The organism is Sphingobacterium sp. SRCM116780, from assembly GCF_021442025.1.
Lineage (GTDB): Bacteria > Bacteroidota > Bacteroidia > Sphingobacteriales > Sphingobacteriaceae > Sphingobacterium.
In genome coordinates this window covers 1,603,097-1,624,426 of the sequence record NZ_CP090446.1, presented here as the reverse complement: position 1 = coordinate 1,624,426, position 21,330 = coordinate 1,603,097, and the positions used below count along the sequence as shown (strand labels likewise).

Sequence of the window (21,330 nt, the reverse complement as noted above, 5' to 3'; positions counted from 1 at the left end):
AATCTTATTTGGATCATGTACTTATTGTTAAATCAAAAAAGCACCAATATGGTGCTTTTTTGATTTAATTGTTGACTAATCCATATTGTGCTTCTGTGTAGCGTTCTCCAATATGAGGGTATTTTTTGAGGATATCTTCAATTTCCTTTAATTCTTGTTCGTTTAATTTGAAATCTATAGCTCCTGCATTTTCTATTAACCTTTTTTCGCTCCTTGTACCTGGTATAGGGATAACATCATCACCTTGATGTAATAACCAAGCTAAAGCCAATTGAGCTGCAGTCATATTTTTGCTTTGAGCAAAAGCTGCGAATACATGAGCCAACTGATTATTGTTTGCTAGATTGCTACCTTGGTATCGAGGAAGCATCTTTCTAAAATCGTTATCATCAAGTTTGTCGACCTGAAGTGTATTGGTTACCAAACCCCGAGAAAGAGGAGAGTAGCAGACTAAACTAATGCCTAGCTCACGTGTTGTTTTCAAGACTTCTTTTTCAACATCTCTGGATAAAATAGAGTATTCATTTTGTAATGCTGAGATCGGATGAATCTTGTGCGCTTTTCGAATGGATTCAGGAGAAGCTTCGCTCAATCCTAAATATTTGACTTTACCTTCCTTTACCAGATCTGACATCGCACCTACAGTCTCTTCAATAGGGACGTTGGGATCGACACGATGTGCGTAATACAAATCTATAACATCGACTTTTAATCTTCTTAGACTGTGTTCCACAGCACTTTTTATCCATTTAGGTGAGCCATCAAAATAAGTTTCTAATGAATTGCTAGGAGCTGCAATACCATTCTTAAAGCGAAATCCAAATTTTGTAGCGATAAAAACTTTGTCTCTGTTTGGAACTAAAACTTTAGCAATTAATTCCTCATTCGCACCATTGCCATACATGTCTGCTGTGTCCCAAAAATTAAGACCAATTTCCAATGCCTTTTCTAATGTAGCGATACTTTGTCCTTCATCAGAGGGGCCGTATGCAAAACTCATTCCCATACAACCTAAACCAATTGCAGAAATTTGTTCATTTGTGTTTCCTAATGTTCTGTATATCATATCTTATCTTTTTGATATAACAAAGATAGGAGCAACATTTCTTTACAGCTTATACTAATCAAGTCATTAATTATACTAATCAAACTGTTTGTCGCAATTGCATGGGCGTCCTTTGTGTTCGTTTTTTTATGAAGTTGTTGAAATATGAAGGGTATTCAAAACCCAATGCATAGGCAATTTCAGCGATTTGCCAATCCGTTTGCTTTAAAAGGCGTTGTGCTTCTCTAGTCGTCCTTTCTGCAATAAGTTCACTCGTTGTTTTTCCAGTTTCTTCTTTTAGTGCTTTATTCAAATGATTAGGGTGAATAAAAAGCTGTGCGGCAAAATCCGCTGGATTTTTCAATAGTAAACCCTCTTGATTCTGAATGGGGAATTGGCGTTCTAATAGCTCAAGAAACAAGTGTGAGATTCTTGAACTTGCCTTATTGCCAATTTCGTATACTTCAACGGGTTTTAACTTTAACCCTTCGTGTACCAACAATTCAATATACGTCCTCGCTAAATCAAAACGAAAAGCATAATCAGATTGCAAAGTATCATCTATTTTCATAAATAAACTGTTCAATGACTTTACTTGATCATCAGTTAGAAAATAAATAGGGTTTTCACTTACATCCATCAACCGCGATTCCTTAAAAATATGTGAATTTCCATTGCTATTAATAAAATCGTTATCAAACACACAAAACCATCCATTTTGATCATGTTGTACATTTTCCCATGAATAAGGAATCATTGGATTCGAAAAAAGTAAAGCAGGGCGATCGATCTTTATCCATCTCTCTGCATAATGCAATTCACCTCGACCTATAATCAAAGAAATCTTAAAAAAATCTCGCTTAATATATGGTGTGGTGGGTTTACAATGCCCTCGAGAGAATACGCTGATATGACCATAATCAGCATTTTTTAAAGGATAGTCTTTTTCTCCTGGAATTTGTATCTGTAATCTGTGATAAAAATCTTGAAGGTTTTCCGAACTCATATCGTGCTGTTTTATGAAATAAATATAATGGTTTTCAATTGAATGTGTTTCAAATTAAAGTCAGTTTATTGATTGCAATTGAAAAACTGCGGATCTAACTTTTATATTTAAATTAATTAGGAAGAATTTATTCTCTATGCAGAATGATCGATTTAGGAATGCGGAGAACAATCCTAATGGGTATAAAACAAAAGAGGGATTTAATGAATAAATCCCTCTTAAATTATATTGCTTGTTATTACTTTTGTAACTTAACATTTACCGCATTCAGACCTTTAAGTCCTTTTTCCGTTTCAAATGTTACTTTATCATTTTCTTTAACAGCGTCGATTAAACCATTAACGTGGAAAAATATTTTATCTTGAGTTTTAAGGTCACGAATAAAACCAAATCCTTTATCTGTATTGTAAAAGTTCACGATACCAGATTTAATTAAATCTTCTGGATTTGCTTCATATTTAGCAGTTGATATAGCAATATCTTCTACATTAATTTTTTGTTTTTTTGTAGGATCTGGAGGTGTTGAAGTTATATTTCCAAATTCATCGACATAAGCAAACATCTCTTCTAAACTTTTACCTTTATCGGTATTGTTCTTTCTGTCTTCTTTTTTTTGCTCTTTATCTTGTTTCTTTTTTAACTTTTTTTTCTCTTTTTCTTTTTTGCTAAAGCTTTCTGAACTACTCATTTATTTATTTAAAATTAATATTATACCATATAAAACCACTCAATTTTAGCAGTTTAAAATAAACAAAAGTCAGTGAGTTAACTAAAATCAAAAGGTGAAAGCCATATCTCGAACAAGATAATTGAATTGTTTTAAAACGTAGGGACTCTGCTTATTGTCACAAATATACTAAAAAATAATCAACATCATATTTTATTATAAAAAATATAGGTCAAAAAAATAATTTAATTTAAGTTAGGAGATTTAGGGAAATTAGCAACATGTGCATATTTTGCACCTAAACTTATAACTGATTGTTTCCAAAGTAGTTCGGTGTCATTTTCAAAGACTAATGAAGAATGAAATTTGTTCTGTACAGCCCAGCTATTTTCTTTTATTTCCTTGTCCAATTGATCAGGTTGCCAGCCAGAATAACCGATGAAAAACTTGATATCTTCTTCCTTTATTTTGTTCTCATTTATCAAGGAAAATAGGAGTTCCGCATCTCCTCCAAAGTATATATTCTCCCGTATTTCTTCTCCACTTAATAGTAAATCAAATCTAGCATGAATGAAGAATAACTCATTCTGCGCAACTGGACCTCCAATATGTAGGGGGAATGAACAACCTGAGATTTCTTTAATTAAGTCTCCAACAGTTCCAACAACTTTTTGATTGAGAATAAATCCTAATGTCCCTTCTTTCTGATCATGGTCACATAACAAGATCACTGATCTTTCAAAATGTGGATCAAGCATAAAGGGTTCGGATATTAATAAACATCCTGTTTGTGGATCAAGTTCGCTAAACATTTTATTTTAATTACATTTAAATACTATAAAATTAATGCCAAAGTCATTGAAAAATTAATTTATACTAGATTAGTCGATTAAAATAAGTGAATTTAGTATGTTTGTGACATATAAAAATTAAAAGTCATGGCAATCGAACATAAAGATATTGCTGCTATTCGACAGGATTATGCATTAGGTAATCTATCTGAAAGCGATGTTAGCAATGATCCTTTAGTACAATTTGAAAAATGGTTTAATGAAGCTGTTCATAGTGAGGTTATTGAACCCAATGCAATGGTTTTATCTACAGTAGGGGCTTTTTCATTACCATCATCTCGGGTGGTATTGTTGAAAGATCTAAAGGAAAACGGTTTTAGTTTTTTTACAAATTATAATAGTCGTAAGGGTATAGAGGTGGAGGGTAATCCTCATGTTGCTGCTTTATTTTTTTGGCCAGAATTGCAACGTCAGGTTCGTATAGAAGGATTGATTGAAAGATTGTCAGAGGAAGATTCTAATGAATATTTTCAATCAAGACCTAAAGGTAGTCGAATAGGTGCTATAGCTTCCCCGCAAAGTGAAACGATTCCAAATAGAAATTTTTTGGAAAGTCGTGTCGTAGATCTTGAAAAAGAATTTGAAAATCAAGATATTATCCCTCGTCCTGAATCTTGGGGTGGCTTTTTAATTAAACCTATTTATCTTGAATTTTGGCAGGGGAGATCAAGTCGTCTTCATGATAGAATTGCCTTCCAGAAAATAGAAGATTCTTGGAAAATAATCCGTTTAGCACCATAGCAATCATGGGTACGCAAGAAATTTCAAATTTAATAAAAGAGCAGTTTGGTGAAGAGGCTGTTTTGAGAGTAGAAGAATCTGGTCTGCAATCTGCTATTTATATTGATGCTTTACGTCTGGAGGAAATTTGTTATTATTTACGAGACCAAGAAGTTTTATATTTTGATTTTTTAAATAATATTTCTGCAGTTGATCTGAATGAACATGGATTTTTAGTCACTTATCATTTGACATCCATCCCTTATAGACATACTGTAGTTTTAAAGATAGAAGTAGAAAATGATCGTGATTTAAATAATTTGCCAGAAATTCCGTCTGTTTCTGCTGTATGGAAAACGGCAAATTGGCATGAGCGAGAAGCGTTTGATTTAATGGGAATATTCTTTGTTAATCATCCCGATTTACGACGTATTTTGCTTCCCGATGACTGGGAAGGTCATCCGCTAAGAAAAGATTATCAGGATCCCGAAAGTTATCATGGAATAGCTATTAAATAAATAACAATTCGATTACCACGGAATATGTCTAATACAAAGTATACAGCTGCTTTAGAAAAGTACGAAAAACATCTGGATGATATTGGTTCGCAGGAAATGATCATCAATATGGGACCCCAGCATCCTTCTACACATGGCGTTCTTCGACTGCAATTGATAACCGATGGAGAGATCGTGAAGGAAGTGATTCCGCACTTGGGTTATTTACATCGATGTTTTGATAAGCATGCAGAATCCATGAATTATGGGAAAACAATACCTTTTACTGATCGATTGGATTATTTGTCTTCAATGAATAATAGTCATGCATTTGTGATGGGCGTAGAGCGTATGTTGGGAATAGCGGATAAAATTCCAAAAAGAATCGAATACATACGGGTGCTCGTTTGTGAATTGAATCGTATTGCTTCTCATTTGATTGGTATAGGTACTTATGGTATTGATATTGGTGCTTTTACACCTTTTATGTGGTGTTTTAGAGATCGTGAGCATATCATGAATATGTTGGAATGGGCTTCTGGTTCCAGGATGTTGTATAATTATATTTGGGTAGGAGGTTTATTTTATGATTTGCCAGTAGGTTTCGAAGAGCGTTGTTCAGAGTTTGTAACCTACTTTAAACCAAAACTAATTGAATTAGATGAATTGCTAACCAATAATCAGATTTTTATTTCGAGAACAGCGAATATTGGTATACTTCCTGCAGATGTGGCTATTAATTACGGGGTTTCAGGGCCAATGCTTCGGGCATCAGGTATTAAATGGGACTTGAGAAGAATAGATGCATATTCTGTTTATCCAGAAATTGAATTTGAAATTCCAGTTGGAAAAGGAGAGATGGGAAGTGTGGGAGACTGTTGGGATCGTTATAAAATAAGAGTAGATGAGGTCAAAGAATCGGTGAAGATTATCGAGCAGTGCCTAGCTCGTTTAACTAAGGATTTTGCACGTACAAATGAATTCGATCCAAGGGCATTAGTTCCTAAGAAAATTAATCTAAAAGCACAAGACTATTATGTGAGAGCAGAGAATCCGAAAGGGGAGTTAGGTTTTTACTTTGTAACGCAAGAAAAGTCTGATATTCCTAAACGTGTAAAAGCGAGAGGGCCAAGTTTCAACAATCTATCTGTTCTCCCAGAATTAGGAAAAGGGACGCTAATTGCAGATTTGATTGCCATATTGGGTTCAATGGATATTGTCTTAGGAGAAGTCGACCGATAGTTTACTTCTTTTGTAATTTTTATGTTATCAAACCGCATAAAGATGCAATATGATTTGGTTGTTTATGCATTTTCTTATACATTTGTAGTCTCATAATTTAAGTTTATAATTGGTTAATAGAAGTCTGCTGTTGTAAAATAGCAGACTTTTTATTTTGTTTTAGACCCCGATTATTGCTTTTAAAGTCCAATTATAATTTCAATTAAATTAGTAACTTTACGGCATACAAAATGTTTTTTAAAGTGACCGATAGTTTAGTTATCATTCCTACATACAACGAGAAAGAGAATATCGAAAAAATTATTCGTAAAGTATTCTCACTTTCAATACCCTTTCATATTTTAATAGTTGATGATGGCTCTCCTGATGGTACTGCACAAATTGTGAAATCACTTCATGAAGAATTTGATGGCCGTTTGTTTATAGAAGAACGTCAGGGAAAATTAGGGCTAGGTACAGCTTATATCCATGGGTTTAAATGGGGATTACAAAGATCTTATGAATTTATTTTTGAAATGGATGCTGATTTTAGTCATAATCCCGAAGATTTAATTCGTTTGAGACAAAATTGTTTGAATGGTGCTGATATGAGTATTGGTTCTCGTTATGTCAAAGGCGTAAACGTTGTCAATTGGCCGATGAGTAGAGTTTTGATGTCTTATTTTGCTTCGGTTTACGTCCGTTTTATCACAGGCATTACCATTCAAGATGCGACTGCAGGTTTTGTCTGTTTTAATCGAAAAGTGTTGGAGAAGATTCCTTTAGATAAAGTTAAATTTGTAGGATATGCTTTTCAGATAGAGATGAAGTATACAGCAATCCAATTTGGATTTAAAGTTGAAGAAATACCTATCATTTTTACAGATCGTACAGAAGGAATTTCTAAAATGAGTACAAGTATTTTTAAAGAGGCTTTTTTGGGAGTTATTCAATTAAAGATTTCTAGTTGGACTCGAAAATATAATTAAATCTAAGAAAGGAACAGAAATGAATGAGCATTTAGATCCTAATGCTGAAAATTTGAGTCACACTGATCGTGATATTGAACGTGTGTTGCGACCACAAGTTTTTGAAGATTTTACGGGACAAGAAAAAATTTTAGAAAATCTTAGTATTTTTGTTAAAGCGGCAAAGTTAAGAGGTGAGTCATTAGATCACGTTTTACTTCATGGCCCCCCAGGTCTTGGAAAAACGACACTTTCAAATATTATCGCGAATGAGATGGGCGTAGGGATAAAGATTACCTCTGGTCCTGTTCTGGATAAACCTGGTGATTTAGCAGGTTTATTAACCAACTTGGAAGAAGGAGATGTCTTATTTATTGACGAAATTCATCGCCTGAGTCCTATCGTAGAAGAATACCTTTATTCAGCTATGGAGGATTTTAAGATTGATATCATGCTGGAAACTGGGCCCAATGCGCGTTCCGTTCAAATATCGCTGAACCCTTTCACCTTAATCGGTGCTACAACACGTTCGGGATTGCTGACATCTCCTTTGCGAGCAAGATTTGGTATTAATGCCCGTTTACAATACTACGATGTCAAATTGCTTACTACTATCGTATTGCGATCGGCTGACATCCTTAAAACTCCAATTAGTGATGAAGGTGCTTATGAAATTGCAAGAAGAAGTAGGGGTACGCCCCGTATTGCTAACGCACTATTACGGAGAACGCGAGATTTTGCACAGATCAAAGGAACAGGTTCTATAGAACGTGAAATTGCTAAATATGCCCTGAATGCCTTGAATGTGGATGAAAATGGACTGGATGAAATGGATAATCGTATATTGAGTACCATTATTGATAAATTTAAAGGTGGACCTGTTGGATTAAAAACGATTGCAACGGCGGTGGGTGAAGATGAAGGGACTATAGAAGAGGTCTATGAGCCTTTCTTGATTCAAGAAGGTTATTTAATGCGTACGTCAAGAGGAAGAGAGTGTACTGAGGCTGCTTTTAGACATCTTGGTCGAACATTCTTAAATAAAGGAAATACACTTTTTTAATGCTCGCTCATTTTTCTATCGTATGTATAGGCTAATCTTTTTTTGATGTTTTTAAAATTTTTAAAGCTCTACTTCTAATGGCTGGGGTTGGGTTGATCCTTAGCAAATAATCAATCTGGGTATGGACCTCTTCTTTTAACCAAGGAAATTGAACGCTCATTTGGTTTAATATATCCATGCAATTAGTTAGTACAGCAATAGGGCAGTTAGGATCTGTTAACCAATTAAAACAGACCTCTATTATGACTTCTGATTCTTCATCTTTTAATTCAATATGGTTAGCTTTTGAAGAAGTTATATACAATAAAACTTTACTGTAACTTCTCGCACAGCTCCAGTTATTCAAACCGCTTAGATTTTTGATAAGCGCTCTATAGATAGCTACGCTAAGTAAGCTTTTATCTTTTAATACGATCGTCTCAAACATCCAAGCGCTTCTAAATGCCAGTTGTTTATCTTCCTGATATGTGGATAATGCAAGTAAATCTGCAATAGAGAGTCCTTGTAATATATCTAAAGAAAAATCCGCTACCTGATACTGTGTATAGATAGCGGAAAAAATTTGTAATTTTTGTTTTGTAATCATTGATTATCTACTCAGTGGTATTTCTCTATTCATTTCAGTCATATTGACTTCTTTAGTTTTAGAATCACCAATCAGATATTCAGCAAAATAATCTCCCATCTTCCAGAAGAAATATTCTGTCATATCACCAAATCCATGGCGTTGCCCTGGCAATAATAAGAAGTCAAAACGTTTATTCGCTTTAATTAATGCATTTACCATTCTAATCGAGTTGGCTGGATGTACATTATTGTCTATGTCTCCAGTAGCAATCAACAATTTACCTTTTAAGTTTTTAGCTAGATCTGGATTTTTGTCAATCTCATAGGAAAATGTAGTATCTCCTTTACTACTGATTTTTTCCGTTATACCATTATGTCTCTCACTCCACCATCTGTTATATATATTGTTCTCATGATTTCCAGCACCAGAAACGGCTACTTTGAAAAAATCAGGATAGACAAGCATGGCAGCTGTAGACATGAAACCTCCACCTGAATGCCCAGTAATACCAACACGATTGATATCGATAAATTTGTACCGATCTGCTAATTGCTCTGCAGCTACTTTTTTATCTTCCAATCCATAATCTCTGAGGTTGCCATATCCATAGGTATGATACCATTGGGATCTTGCTGGATGTCCACCTCGATTACCGACTGTGATGACAATCATGCCAAACTGAGCCAAACGATCAATTCTATCCATACTTCTTCCGAAAGATTTGTTTACAGCTTCGGTTTGGGGACCAGGATAGACATACTCGACAATAGGATAGGTCTTTGTACTATCAAAATCAAAAGGTTTGTACATCACGCCATACAAGTCTGTAATACCATCTCCAGCTTTAACTTTAAAAGGTTCAGGGAATTTATAGCCTGCAGCAAATAATAAGGAAAGATCGGCCTTTTCTAGTGTCATTAATTTTTGTCCATTTGCATTACATAAAGTAACTTCAGGAATGGTATTCACCCTAGAAAAATTATTGACAAAATATTTAGCACTTCCACTAACTTCCACTTGATGATCGAAATTTCCTATATTTAATAATTTCAAGTTTGTACCATTAAAGTTAACACTGTAATGATGTAAGTAATATGGATCTTCATTTTTTTCTCTTCCATTTGCAGTAAAATACAAAGTTTTTGATGCCATATCAGAACCTGTGATCTCTTCACAATTGAATGATCCACTTGTTAATTGTTGCTGCAAGTTTCCTTGATTGTCATATAAATAGAAATGTCCCCATCCATCACGTTGCGACCAATGGATAAATTCCGAACCATTGTTGATCAATAATGGTTTTTTGATGTCTTGATAGACATTGGATCGTTCTTCAACTAATACTTTAGATGTGCCATCTACATTAACCTTTAACAAGTCAATACGTTTTAAATCACGACTAGAACGAGCCATATAAAAGGCATCATTCGTGCCTAACCAATAATTGATAAAATAATCACCTTTGTAACTGTTTTTATCCGTTGTTTTTGACCAATTACTTAAAGTTTGATTTTTAAATGCATCAATTTTTATTTGCTTATAAGATTTATCAGAAGCTGTAAAAATAAATAACTGTGTCTCCGTTGAGTCCGTTTCACCTGGCATTTGATATTTGTATGTTTCTAATGTTGGACGTTTGCTTCCAACATTATTAATCACCCATAACGGATTGAGACTTCTGTTATCTTTGCGGGTTATGACAAAATACTTTCCATCTGGAGACCAATTCATCCAAACTTGTTTCCTTTTGACAAGATCCTCTTCCTTTTTATCTTCGCCAGTAGTGGTGCTATACTCATCACCAGCCCAAGCATAATATTGAACTCCGTCTTTTGTAATTTGATGCTCAACTACGGTGCTATCTTTTTCATTCTTCAATGCCTTTTCGTAATTAGTACGATCCATCCAATACAAATTATAATCTTTAGCAAAATAAATTGTATTCGTATCTGGGGAAAAGGTTGCCCAATCTAATTTTTTCTTTTCTTTTGTCTTATCATTCAACTCGATTACCTTCTTTGTTGCTAAATCATACTCCAGGTAAAAAAGTTTCTTTTTTAACGTGTCTGTTTTAACTTTTAATTTTTCAATTTCCTCTTTCGATTTGATCGTATCTTTGCTGCTTGCTACTTCAAATCTAATTTTCTTCTCATCTTTTGTAAATCTTAGATTTTGTAGCAATAAGTGTTGAGCATCAAATGGATTCTTAACAATTTTAGTAATTTGTGCGGCTAAGTTTTCATTATCAAATAAAAGTTCTTTTTTCTTCACCACAGGATCTACGAGATACCAGTTTTTTCCTTGCGGAGAGGTGAAATCATACCAGAATCGATCTGAAAAATTAATCCAATTTGGTGTAACCGTCGTAGAAAAAATCATTTTTCTAAGCTTATCAGGTGAAAATTTGGAGGCTAATTGATAGTTTGCTTGAGGTTTTGAAATTGATTCTTGGGCTGACGCACAAAAAGTTGTGAGCAACAGCCCTAAGAATAAGTAAATCTTATTCATTTTAGGTTTTATAATGTAATTAAAAACCAAAAGTATTAAGTAATCAGGTGAGAAAAAAGTAAGTCTTGTAATATTTTAGTTAACCATAGCTATGAATAGAACTTTTCATTGAAATTTACTAAAAATAACTCTTCTGTTGCTCGTGTTATTCCAGTATATAGCCAGCGTAAAAATTCTGTCGTTAACATTTCATCTGTCAGATAACCTTGGTCGACAAAAACAGCTGGCCATTGTCCTCCTTGTGCTTTGTGACAAGTAATAGCAAAAGCAAACTTAATTTGCAAAGCATTATAATAAGGATCTTTCTTGATGGCATCCAAACGATCTTGTTTTAAGAAAATATCTTCATAATCCTGTGCTACGGCTTCATAAAGTTTTTTTTGCTCCTCATAAGGAAGATTTGGGCTATCGGTATACAGGCTGTCCAAAATAACGCGACAGGTAATCGGTTCCTGATTTTGGGTATCCATAAACTCAAGGGTGATATCTGCAAACCGAAAACCATGCTGTTCATGCACATGACTTACTTTTCTCACTTTAGCCATGTCACCATTTGCAATAAACCCATTTTCAATGTCGTTTTCTTGTAGCCAAAAATAATTGTTGCGGACGACCATAATATGATCCCCACCTGTTATTTCTTCTTCACGAAATAGAATTTGATTGCGGATATGCTGATTATAAAGGTTAGCAGATTTATTTGACCGACAAATAATCATCGTGTTTTCGATGCCAAATTTGTCATAAGCATAATGTATTCCTTCAATTAAACGTTCTCCTGTCATACGATAAATATCTTTAAATCCATTTGTTATGAATTTAGGAAAAGGGTAGGTTCCTTCTAATTCTTCCAAATTGATTTCTTGCCTAATCTTAGTCGCATTAAAAAGAATACCAGAACTTTTCTGTTGTCGTACGACATCTGTTAGTTCAAAAGTGTAAGGATGGAAATAGAATTCATTTTCCAGGTAAGCGGCATTCAATGCTGGACTTTCCCATAGACCCACTGGAGGTAATTGGGCAGTATCGCCTACAAACATAATAGCACAATTCTTTCCACTGCGTACATACCTGACTAGATCATCCAATAAACTTTTTGAAAACATATTGACACTTTCATTCGAGATCATCGAAGACTCATCAATAATGAATAGCGTATCTTCATGCAAATTTTCAGCTAAAGTGAAGTCTAACTGAAAGGACACAGCGTTTTTTTTGCGGTATATTTTTTTATGTATGGTTAGCGCCGGTCTTCCTGAATAATAGCTCATAACTTTAGCTGCTCGACCTGTAGGTGCAAGAAGAACAGCTTTTTTCTTAATATAAGGTAACGTTTGTACAAGGGCAGAAATAATAGTTGTTTTACCCGTTCCTGCATAACCTTTTAAAACAAAACAGTCTTGTGTACGGAAGGAACTCAAAAATGTAGCTAACAATTCAAAAACAGAATTTTGCTGTGGAGTTGCTGTCCAAGGAAAGCGTTGAATCAATAATTCTTTAATATGCACGATCAAAGTTATCTAAAAGGTTTGTCTTATCGTTTAGAAAAGTTAATTTTGTTAGGTTGTACAATTTAATAATTGAATTTGGAAAGCATACATATGAATTATATATCTGAGGAGTTTAATATCCATTTTTTGCCAGAATATACCTTATCTGCAAAAGCAGGTTTTAGCAAAGATGTTATCATGGTAACAGACAAACAGTTAAACTTGAATCTATTGCTGGAATATGATGCAGAAAACCCGCGATTGGAAGCTACTCAAATTTTGAGCTTACCTTTTCGATATGTTAAGGTCGTTATACCGCATCAAAGCCTGACCTTTATTCCTAAAGAAGTTTTTCAAGAAGATCGATTAAACGAATATGCTTCTTATCTAGTCGAGCACGTTCCTCATCATATTCATACACAGGAGTTGAAAAATTTAGGTATAGTAGCTGTATTTGAATATGATCTGATATTATATAACAGATGGAAAGCCCTCTTTCCTGATGCTGAAATATTTCCTGAATTTTGCATTGTCTTAGATCAAGCGCAAGATCTGGTGCCGATAAGAGGATCTGTCTTAGGTGTTCATTTTGTTTCGGACCATTTAGTAGATCTATATGTATTTCAAAATGGACAATTTATATTGTACAATTCTTTTGATGTACATTTTACGGATGATTTGAATTATTATATTTTAAATATTTTAAAGCAATTGTCACTAACAGATCAAGTTTCTAAAGTGTTGGTTTCTGGAGATATACCTCATGATAGTTATATAAAGTGTTTAGAAAGATATTCAAGCACAATAGCCTATCTAGAATCAAAAAGCAAAGTTTATGTAAGAAGTGCGGAGCAAATAAACTTCAATAATTATCAGACATTACTTGACGCTGTGTTATGCGAATAATAGGAGGGCAATATGGTGGTATACGTCTTAATCCACCGACAGACTTACCCGTAAGACCAACTACGGATATTGCAAAGGAAGCGTTATTTAATATCTTACAAAATCGTCTTGATTTTGAAGAATTAGATTGTTTGGATTTATTTGCGGGTACAGGCAATATTAGTTTTGAATTGGCTTCTCGTTATGTAAACTCTGTTGAATCTATTGACTTACATTTTAAATGTGTTCAATACATTGCGGATACGGCAAAAAAGATGAATATCGTTAATATTAAGACTAAAAAGGCTGATGTATTTAAATATATTCAGACCACTAAAAGAAAGTTCGACTTTATTTTTGCTGATCCTCCTTATGATATTCCAAAATTACCGCAATTGGCGCAGCTGATATTTGAAAGTGAACTGCTAAATAAAGGTGGCTTACTTGTTATTGAACATCCTTCAACAAGAGAGATGGATCCGCATCCAAATCTTATAGAGAAGCGGAAGTATGGATATTCATCATTCTCATTTTATACTTTTTAATTATGAAGATTGCTGTTTTTGCTGGGTCATTTGATCCATTTACATTGGCACATCAAGATCTTCTTGAAAGGGCTTTACCTCTTTTTGATAAGATTTATATTGCTATTGGTGTGAATAGTGCCAAGCAAGGTTTATTGACCGTTGCTGAAAAATTAACAACTATTCAGTCTGTTTTTAAAAACATTGAAACGATTGAAGTAGTTTCTTTTGAAGGATTAACAATTGCCTTTTGTAAACAGGTGGGCGCTAATTTTTTGCTAAGGGGACTTCGCAATACTGCAGATTTTGAGTTTGAGAATAGCATCGCGCAAAATAATTTAATTTTGGCTCCTCATATAGAAACATATTTCTTGATGAGCAGGAGTGGACTTGCACATATTTCTTCTACGATCGTTCGTGATGTGTGGAAGAATAAAGGATCAATTAGCAATATGGTTCCTGCAGAAATAGACAATTTTTTAAAAAATAAATAATTCAAGTGAAAAAGGGATGTTTTTAAGAATATCCCTTTTTTATTGTGAAATCCAGAGATTTTTAACACCAAATTATATTTTGTTGATAAGCGTAATTGTTTATATTACAGATTGTTGTGAATGACATCTAAACTTCATGTATAGTTATATCAATTTTCTTATATGTATTATTCAAATTGATGCCAAATAAAATTCTGTTTAACAAAAACTTTTGTTATAACAGATTGAAAATTAGTAAATTAATATATGCTTGGTTAATTTAAGAATCATATCTTTCGAAGGCATTTAGAAAGGATGTTCGCATGGTATTGAAGTTACCCAAGACCTCTGTAATAAAAGCATTATCCAATAATTCAAAGACGCCATTGATACCATCCACGAGATCTATTTCCGCGATTTTATAAGACTGCTCTAAGGTTCCTTGCTCAAACTTGATGATGAACTTTTGGTTCATGCTGAAGATGGATATCTTACATTCCGGATGTGGTAATTCTGCTAATATTCTCATGTTACTAATTTTTACAAAGTAAATAAAAAAACGGTTAATCCTACAAAAGGACTAACCGTTATATGGAAAAATACGATATTAAATTAAACGATTCCTTGTTCTTTCATTGCTCTGGCTACTTTTAAGAATCCACCTATATTGGCGCCTTTTAGGTAGTTGATGTAATTTTTATCATGACCATACTTGACACATGTTTTGTGAATATTGATCATAATATCTTTTAGTTTGCTATCGACTTCTTCTTTCGTCCACTGTTGTCTAATCGAATTCTGAGACATCTCTAATCCCGATACGGCTACACCACCTGCATTGGCAGCTTTACCTGGTGCGAAACTAATTTTTGCATCATGAAAGATCTTAATTGCTTCAGCTGTTGATGGCATGTTAGCTCCTTCAGCAACACATTGGCAACCATTGCTAATTAATGTTGTAGCATCTTCTTTTGTTAATTCATTTTGAGTAGCACATGGAAGTGCAATATCACATTTGAAATCCCAAGGTTTTTTATCAGTAAAATATTGTGCGTTCGGATACTTGATGATATATTGGTCTAAATCGCGTCCAATTGTGCCGATATAGGCTAATTTTTCAGAAGTAATTCCTTCTTCATCATAGATTGTTCCTTGACTATTGGAAAGTGTAATTACTTTGGCCCCCAATTGAATTGATTTTTCAGCTGCGTAATAAGCTACGTTACCAGCACCTGATATGGCTACAATCTTATCTTTTAAATCTTGATTGTTGAAATCATAAATACATGCTACAAAATAAAGCAAGCCGTAACCTGTGGCTTCTGGTCTCGTGTAAGATCCACCCCAAGCACTTCCTTTACCCGTTAACACACCTGTAAATGCATTTTGTAATCTTTTATACTGTCCAAATAAATAACCTATCTCACGTGTTCCTACGCCTATATCTCCAGCAGGAACGTCTGTATCTGGACCAATATGTCTAAACAATTCAGTCATGAAACTTTGACAGAAACGCATAATTTCATTATCTGACTTTCCTTTTGGATTAAAGTCAGAGCCACCTTTACCACCTCCAATAGGTAAGCCTGTTAAGCTATTTTTAAAGACCTGTTCGAAAGCCAAAAACTTCAAAATACTTAAGTTTACAGAAGGAGCGAAGCGTAACCCGCCTTTATACGGACCTATAGCACTACTCATTTGAACACGGTAGCCTCTATTGACCTCAACTTCATTCTTATCGTTTAACCAAGCCACACGGAATGAAATAACACGTTCTGGCTCAACTAATCTTTCTAAGATTTTTAATTTAAGTAGCTCTGGATGACTTTTAGAGATAAATGGAATTAGATCCTCTGTAACTTCTTGTACAGCTTGTAGAAATTCTGGTTCATTTGGATTACGTTTCTCAACGTAATTTATGAATTCGTTAAAAGTGTGTGACATGTATTATAGTAAATTTTTTCCCTTTTGAATTGCTAATATATGAAAATTAAACTTATTTCTTTACACTTTTTTTATAAAAAATTCATTTTATGTGTAAAAATTAAAAATGAATGGTAAGTTTCCTATTATTGATTAATTTATTATTTTTGTAGTATATTCAACTGAAGAATTTGAAGATATTTGTCTATATATTAAGCTTATATTTCATTGCATTGACGATGATACCTTGTTCAGATCATGTACAAGAGGTATCTATGCGTACAACTGCATCGAAACAGGTGCATCATGAAGACGAAAATCATATGGATTATTGTTCGCCATTTTGTGTGTGTTCTTGTTGTTCTACAGTGATGCATGTTGAAGATACAACTGTCCTGTCTTTTATAGTTGTGTTGCTACAATCTAAAGATGAAATTGCCCACGAGAGCAATTTTTACTCGTTTGACTACTCCAGCATCTGGCAACCTCCCCAACTCGTTTAATTTTACTTCTTTATTAAGGTCTTAATCGACTACATTTCATACGCTCATATATGTTGTGGGCATTTGTCTAGCTATTTAAGTAAATTATTATGTTGAACGCAATCATCAGGTTCAGTATCCGAAATAAAGTTATTATCGGACTATTGACACTGATATGGATCATCTGGGGGGTATGGAGTGCTTTACACATTCCTATTGATGCCAATCCGGATATTACGAATAATCAAGTACAAATTATCACCAGTTCTCCCGCTTTAGCGACACAGGAAGTGGAACAATTTGTAACGTATCCCATTGAACAAGAATTAACAAATTTACCAGATCTAACAGAGCTACGCTCCATCTCTAGATTTGGACTATCTGTGGTCACCGCAGTTTTTGACGATGACGTCGATATTTATTTTGCCAGGCAATTGATCAGTGAAAAATTGCAGGAAGCTAAAGAAAATATTCCTCCAGGTCTTGGAAGTCCAGAATTGGCGCCAATAAGTACTGGATTGGGAGAAATTTATCAATATGTCATTCATCCTGCAAAGGGAGCTGAATCTAAATATACCGCCACAGACTTGCGAACCATGCAAGATTGGATCATTGCAAGACAATTATATGGAACTTCTGGTGTTGCTGAGGTGAACAGTTTCGGTGGTAAGTTAAAGCAATATGAGGTCGCAGTCAACCCATATAAATTAAAAGCGACAGGTGTGGGGATCAATGAAATATTTGCAGCCTTAGAACAAAACAATCAAAACACAGGTGGAGCCTATATTGATAAAAAGCCCAGCGCCTACTTTATACGTGGGATAGGACTTTTGACTTCTATGGAAGACATTGGGAATGTTGCTATAAAAAGCAAGAATGGCTTTCCTATTTATATACGTGATGTAGCAGAAGTTCGAGAAGGTTCTGCTGTGCGCTATGGAGCTTTGACTTATAATGGAGAAAAAGAGGCTGTTGGGGGTATCGTCATGATGCTAAAAGGTGAGAATTCTGCTGAAGTAGTCGCTGCAGTTAAGGAAAAGCTAGAACGAATCAAGCAATCTCTTCCTCAAGATGTTGTTGTGGAAGCATTTTCTGATCGTACTGATTTAGTTAATCGAGCAATCAGTACAGTAGAGAAAAATTTAATTGAAGGGGCTTTAATTGTCATTTTTGTTCTGGTGATTTTCTTAGGAAATCTAAGGGCAGGATTGATTGTTGCATCAGCGATTCCGTTAGCGATGCTTTTTGCCTTAGGAATGATGCGCTTATTCGGCGTTAGTGCCAATTTAATGAGCTTAGGGGCAATAGACTTTGGTTTGATTGTCGATGGGGCATTGATTGTGGTGGAAGCCACGATGCATCATTTGGGACTAAGAAAGAGTCAACATGTGTTGACACAAGCCGAAATGGATGAGGAAGTTTACAAGTCTTCTTCCAAAATTAGAAATAGCGCAGCTTTTGGTGAAATCATCATTCTGATTGTTTATATCCCGATATTGACACTTGTAGGAGTTGAAGGGAAAATGTTTGGTCCAATGGCACAAACGGTTAGTTTTGCCATTATAGGGGCGTTGCTGTTGTCATTGACCTATATCCCGATGATGAGCGCTTTATTTTTATCTAAAAAACCTCAACATAAGATCACGTTTGCGGATAAGATGATGGCTAAACTACAGTCGTGGTATGCACCAGTTGTTCAGAAAGCAGTTCGCGTGAGAAAAATAGTACTCTTATTAACGGTAGTGGCTTTGGGTTTCTCTGGTTATCTCTTTAGTAAGATGGGGAGTGAATTTATCCCTCAGCTCCAAGAGGGAGATTATGCTTTTCATTGTATCTTACCACAAGGGTCTTCCTTATCTCAAAGTATTGAGACCTCCATGCAGGCTGCGAAGATTATTAAAAAATTTCCCGAAGTGAAGATTGTTGTTGGAAAAACAGGTAGTGCAGAGATCCCAACTGATCCCATGCCACCAGAAGCAACCGATATGATTATCACGTTAAAACCGATGTCGGAATGGAAGTCAGGGGACACCTATACGGGATTGGCTGATCGTATGTTGGATTCGCTTTCGGTAATTCCAGGTGTATTCTTCGAGGCATCACAACCCATCCAAATGCGATTTAATGAGTTGATGACAGGGGTTCGACAAGATGTTGCTATTAAGATTTTTGGTGAAAACATCGATACATTAGCCTCGATTGCAGGTCGTGTGGAACAAGTGGTACAAAGTGTCAATGGTGCATCGGCTCCACAAATCGAACGTACAACGGGTTTACCTCAGATATCAATTGTTTACAACCGAACTCAGCTAGCTTTGCATCATGTGACAGTCAATGATTTGAATAAGGTTATTGCGATGTCATTTGCAGGTACAAGTGCAGGGGCGATGTATGAGAATGAACGAAAATTTGATTTAGTCGTTCGCTTAGATAGTGCTTTTAAAACTTCCACGGCTGATGTTGAAAATCTTCCAATTCTAACAGGTAACGGTGATCAGATACCATTGAGCCAACTGGCAACTATTGCCATAAAAGATGGGCCAGCACAGATAAGTCGTGAATCTGGAAAAAGACTTATTGTCATTGGTTTTAATATCAAAGATCGTGATGTTACCTCTGTTGTGAATGAAATTCAAGGAAAACTCACGGAAATGAATGTTATGCCGACAGGTTATTATTACACTTTTGGAGGAACGTTTGAAAATCTAAATGCAGCAACAAAACGATTGACCCTAGCGGTACCAGGCGCTTTATTACTTATTTTTATTCTCTTATATCTGACATTCAGATCTTTGAAAGAGTCTTTATTGATCTTCACAGCTATACCGATGAGTGCTATAGGGGGTGTCTTTGCGCTTCTGATTCGAGATATGCCTTTCAGCATCTCTGCTGGTGTTGGGTTTATTGCCTTATTTGGTGTAGCAGTACTCAACGGGATTGTGTTGATTTCTACTTTTAATCAACTGGAAAAAGAAGGAATAACAGATGTATTCAATCGTGTATGGGAGGGAACAAAAATCCGTTTGAGACCAGTTTTGATGACAGCTACTGTAGCCTCTTTAGGTTTTTTACCAATGGCTATAAGTACGGGAGCTGGAGCTGAAGTACAAAAACCTCTGGCAACGGTGGTGATCGGTGGTTTGTTATCAGCAACTTTCTTAACACTTTTTGTGTTACCCTGTCTCTATGTTTTATTCTATCATACTAAAAAAATGAAAATAGGTAAGACCACAATCATTACTTCTTTTGTTATCTTGTTTCTTTCGTTTTCTAACACCACTTTTGCACAAAATAATTTGAAACGGATTCAATTGGATGATGCCATAGCACAAGCTGTAAATGCAAATTTAAATTTTAAAAATACAGCTTTAGAAGTGGAGAAATCAGTGCTTGATCAGCAAAAATCCTTTGACGGGAAAACAGGTGTTTTTGTCGAGAATGAGGATTTCTCGCCATTGGATCCCAATGGATCTTGGAAGGTTGGGATTAGTCAGGATTTTGCATGGCCTGGCTTCTACAAGGCGAGAAAAGAATTGTTAAGGAAGACTTCCCAAATGGTTTTGGAACAACGAGAGGATGCTCGAAAACAATTAATACGTGATGTATCGTTAAATTATTATGAACTCATTTATCTAGAGACAAGACAGTCCTTCTTTTTACAGCTGGACAGTACCCATCAAAGGTTATATGAATCTGCAAAGCTTCGGGTTAAAACTGGAGAGGCTGCTGGATTGGAAATGATAGCGGCTGAAACAAAATGGCAACAAAATAAAACCATTCTATTGCAGAACGAACAGGATTTAGCGATAGCTGCTCAAAATTTCAGTGTTTTATTAAATGATAATACGCTTATTTTACCCGTAAAAGGCTCTTTACAGAAGATTAAAACGCTGCAGTATTCAGATTCTATAGGGGAGCATCCTTTAATTAAAATACAGCAAAAGTCTATTGAGGTGTCCGAGGCTAATGTTAACATGGAAGAACAGGCTAAATTACCTGATTTCTCTGGAAGGGCATTTTCTCAAAAGCTTTGGGGACAGCGTAATCCAGTTACTGGAATTTCTTTAACGATGAATGTGCCAGTCTTTTCTAATACATACTATCAAAATAAAGTAAAGGTAGCTGAGCTGGAAACAGCAATAGAAAAACAAGAACTAGCACAACTAAGAATGAATATTGTGGCACAGCAAGCCAATGCAAAAAAAGAAATTACCAAAAATGAAAAACAATTACAGTTTTATGAACAATCTGGATTGAAGCAATCAGAAGAAATTATGAAAGCCGCTAATTTGGCTTATCAGAGTGGTGAAATCAGTTACGCAGATCTAATCCAATTTTTATCACAGTCTATTGATATAAAAATCAATTACCTAACAGCTTTGCATGCTTATAATCAAAGTGTGATTCAATATCAATATTACCAGTCAAATTAAATCGTC

The 21,330-nt window shown here is 35.0% G+C and carries 19 protein-coding genes; 10 read left to right on the top strand and 9 right to left on the bottom strand.

The genetic code is table 11. The features are described 5' to 3' along the window. Positions 1–64 precede the first annotated feature (64 nt). From LZQ00_RS07190 to LZQ00_RS07175, 4 genes are all read right to left on the bottom strand, one after another. The gene (locus tag LZQ00_RS07190) at positions 65–1,066 is read right to left on the bottom strand and encodes an aldo/keto reductase (protein WP_234513981.1); all 1,002 of its coding nucleotides are present in this window, start codon (positions 1,064–1,066) and stop codon (positions 65–67) included. Positions 1,067–1,145: 79 nt separating this feature from the next. Continuing rightward, on the bottom strand, positions 1,146–2,051 hold the full coding sequence (locus LZQ00_RS07185) for a helix-turn-helix domain-containing protein (RefSeq protein WP_234513979.1): 906 nt from the start codon (positions 2,049–2,051) through the stop codon (positions 1,146–1,148). A gap of 238 nt (positions 2,052–2,289) precedes the next feature. After that, complete coding sequence (locus tag LZQ00_RS07180) at positions 2,290–2,739, bottom strand: cold-shock protein (protein WP_234513977.1); 450 nt, start codon at positions 2,737–2,739, stop codon at positions 2,290–2,292. A 224-nt stretch (positions 2,740–2,963) separates the two neighbouring features. Next, positions 2,964–3,530 (bottom strand): YqgE/AlgH family protein, encoded by a 567-nt coding sequence (locus LZQ00_RS07175; RefSeq protein WP_234513975.1) that lies wholly within the window; start codon positions 3,528–3,530, stop codon positions 2,964–2,966. A 126-nt stretch (positions 3,531–3,656) separates the two neighbouring features. Between LZQ00_RS07175 and pdxH the strand changes: the two genes are divergently transcribed. From pdxH to ruvB, 5 genes are all read left to right on the top strand, one after another. Next, positions 3,657–4,310 (top strand): pyridoxamine 5'-phosphate oxidase, encoded by a 654-nt coding sequence (gene pdxH, locus LZQ00_RS07170; RefSeq protein ID WP_234513973.1) that lies wholly within the window; start codon positions 3,657–3,659, stop codon positions 4,308–4,310. Next, the gene (locus LZQ00_RS07165) at positions 4,283–4,807 is read left to right on the top strand and encodes an NADH-quinone oxidoreductase subunit C (RefSeq protein WP_317259292.1); all 525 of its coding nucleotides are present in this window, start codon (positions 4,283–4,285) and stop codon (positions 4,805–4,807) included. Before pdxH ends, LZQ00_RS07165 begins: the two co-directional genes overlap by 28 nt. Before the next feature lie 24 nt (positions 4,808–4,831). Continuing rightward, a complete protein-coding gene (locus tag LZQ00_RS07160; protein ID WP_234513963.1) occupies positions 4,832–6,028 on the top strand; it encodes an NADH-quinone oxidoreductase subunit D in 1,197 nt (398 codons plus the stop codon). A 242-nt stretch (positions 6,029–6,270) separates the two neighbouring features. Next, positions 6,271–6,996, top strand: coding sequence for a polyprenol monophosphomannose synthase (locus LZQ00_RS07155; protein ID WP_234514795.1), 726 nt, complete (start codon positions 6,271–6,273; stop codon positions 6,994–6,996). Positions 6,997–7,015: 19 nt separating this feature from the next. Beyond that, on the top strand, positions 7,016–8,038 hold the full coding sequence (gene ruvB / locus LZQ00_RS07150) for a Holliday junction branch migration DNA helicase RuvB (protein WP_234513961.1): 1,023 nt from the start codon (positions 7,016–7,018) through the stop codon (positions 8,036–8,038). 31 nt (positions 8,039–8,069) lie between these two features. Here ruvB and LZQ00_RS07145 read toward each other — a convergent pair whose 3' ends face one another. The 3 genes from LZQ00_RS07145 to LZQ00_RS07135 form a co-directional block, all read right to left on the bottom strand. Continuing rightward, the gene (locus LZQ00_RS07145) at positions 8,070–8,624 is read right to left on the bottom strand and encodes a hypothetical protein (RefSeq protein ID WP_234513959.1); all 555 of its coding nucleotides are present in this window, start codon (positions 8,622–8,624) and stop codon (positions 8,070–8,072) included. 3 nt (positions 8,625–8,627) lie between these two features. Beyond that, complete coding sequence (locus LZQ00_RS07140) at positions 8,628–11,114, bottom strand: S9 family peptidase (RefSeq protein ID WP_234513950.1); 2,487 nt, start codon at positions 11,112–11,114, stop codon at positions 8,628–8,630. An 89-nt stretch (positions 11,115–11,203) separates the two neighbouring features. After that, positions 11,204–12,622 carry an ATP-dependent RecD-like DNA helicase gene (locus tag LZQ00_RS07135; RefSeq protein WP_234513948.1) on the bottom strand — a complete coding sequence of 473 codons (1,419 nt, stop codon included), beginning with the start codon at positions 12,620–12,622 and terminating at the stop codon, positions 11,204–11,206. A gap of 93 nt (positions 12,623–12,715) precedes the next feature. Here LZQ00_RS07135 and LZQ00_RS07130 point away from each other — a divergent pair, with 93 nt between their 5' ends. Genes LZQ00_RS07130 through coaD form a run of 3 tightly spaced genes read left to right on the top strand, consistent with a single transcriptional unit; the run spans position 12,716 to position 14,507 of the window. Further along, positions 12,716–13,510, top strand: coding sequence for a DUF3822 family protein (locus LZQ00_RS07130; RefSeq protein ID WP_234513946.1), 795 nt, complete (start codon positions 12,716–12,718; stop codon positions 13,508–13,510). Continuing rightward, entirely contained in the window at positions 13,501–14,034 is a 534-nt protein-coding gene (locus tag LZQ00_RS07125; RefSeq protein WP_234513944.1) for an RsmD family RNA methyltransferase, read from the top strand. The genes LZQ00_RS07130 and LZQ00_RS07125 overlap by 10 nt, the downstream gene beginning before the upstream one ends. Positions 14,035–14,036: 2 nt before the next feature. Next, a complete protein-coding gene (coaD, locus tag LZQ00_RS07120) occupies positions 14,037–14,507 on the top strand; it encodes a pantetheine-phosphate adenylyltransferase (protein WP_234513933.1) in 471 nt (156 codons plus the stop codon). A 259-nt stretch (positions 14,508–14,766) separates the two neighbouring features. Here the strand turns inward: coaD and LZQ00_RS07115 are convergent, their stop codons facing one another. Together LZQ00_RS07115 and gdhA are read right to left on the bottom strand one after the other, a co-directional pair. Then, complete coding sequence (locus LZQ00_RS07115) at positions 14,767–15,015, bottom strand: hypothetical protein (RefSeq protein WP_234513923.1); 249 nt, start codon at positions 15,013–15,015, stop codon at positions 14,767–14,769. An 83-nt stretch (positions 15,016–15,098) separates the two neighbouring features. Continuing rightward, entirely contained in the window at positions 15,099–16,430 is a 1,332-nt protein-coding gene (gene gdhA, locus LZQ00_RS07110; RefSeq protein WP_234513922.1) for an NADP-specific glutamate dehydrogenase, read from the bottom strand. A 170-nt stretch (positions 16,431–16,600) separates the two neighbouring features. Between gdhA and LZQ00_RS07105 the strand changes: the two genes are divergently transcribed. Both LZQ00_RS07105 and LZQ00_RS07100 read left to right on the top strand, forming a co-directional pair. Then, positions 16,601–16,912: a DUF6660 family protein gene (locus LZQ00_RS07105; RefSeq protein WP_317259291.1), complete on the top strand. Its 312-nt coding sequence runs from the start codon at positions 16,601–16,603 to the stop codon at positions 16,910–16,912. Positions 16,913–17,001: 89 nt separating this feature from the next. Further along, positions 17,002–21,324, top strand: coding sequence for a CusA/CzcA family heavy metal efflux RND transporter (locus LZQ00_RS07100; protein ID WP_234513918.1), 4,323 nt, complete (start codon positions 17,002–17,004; stop codon positions 21,322–21,324). Positions 21,325–21,330 lie beyond the last annotated feature (6 nt).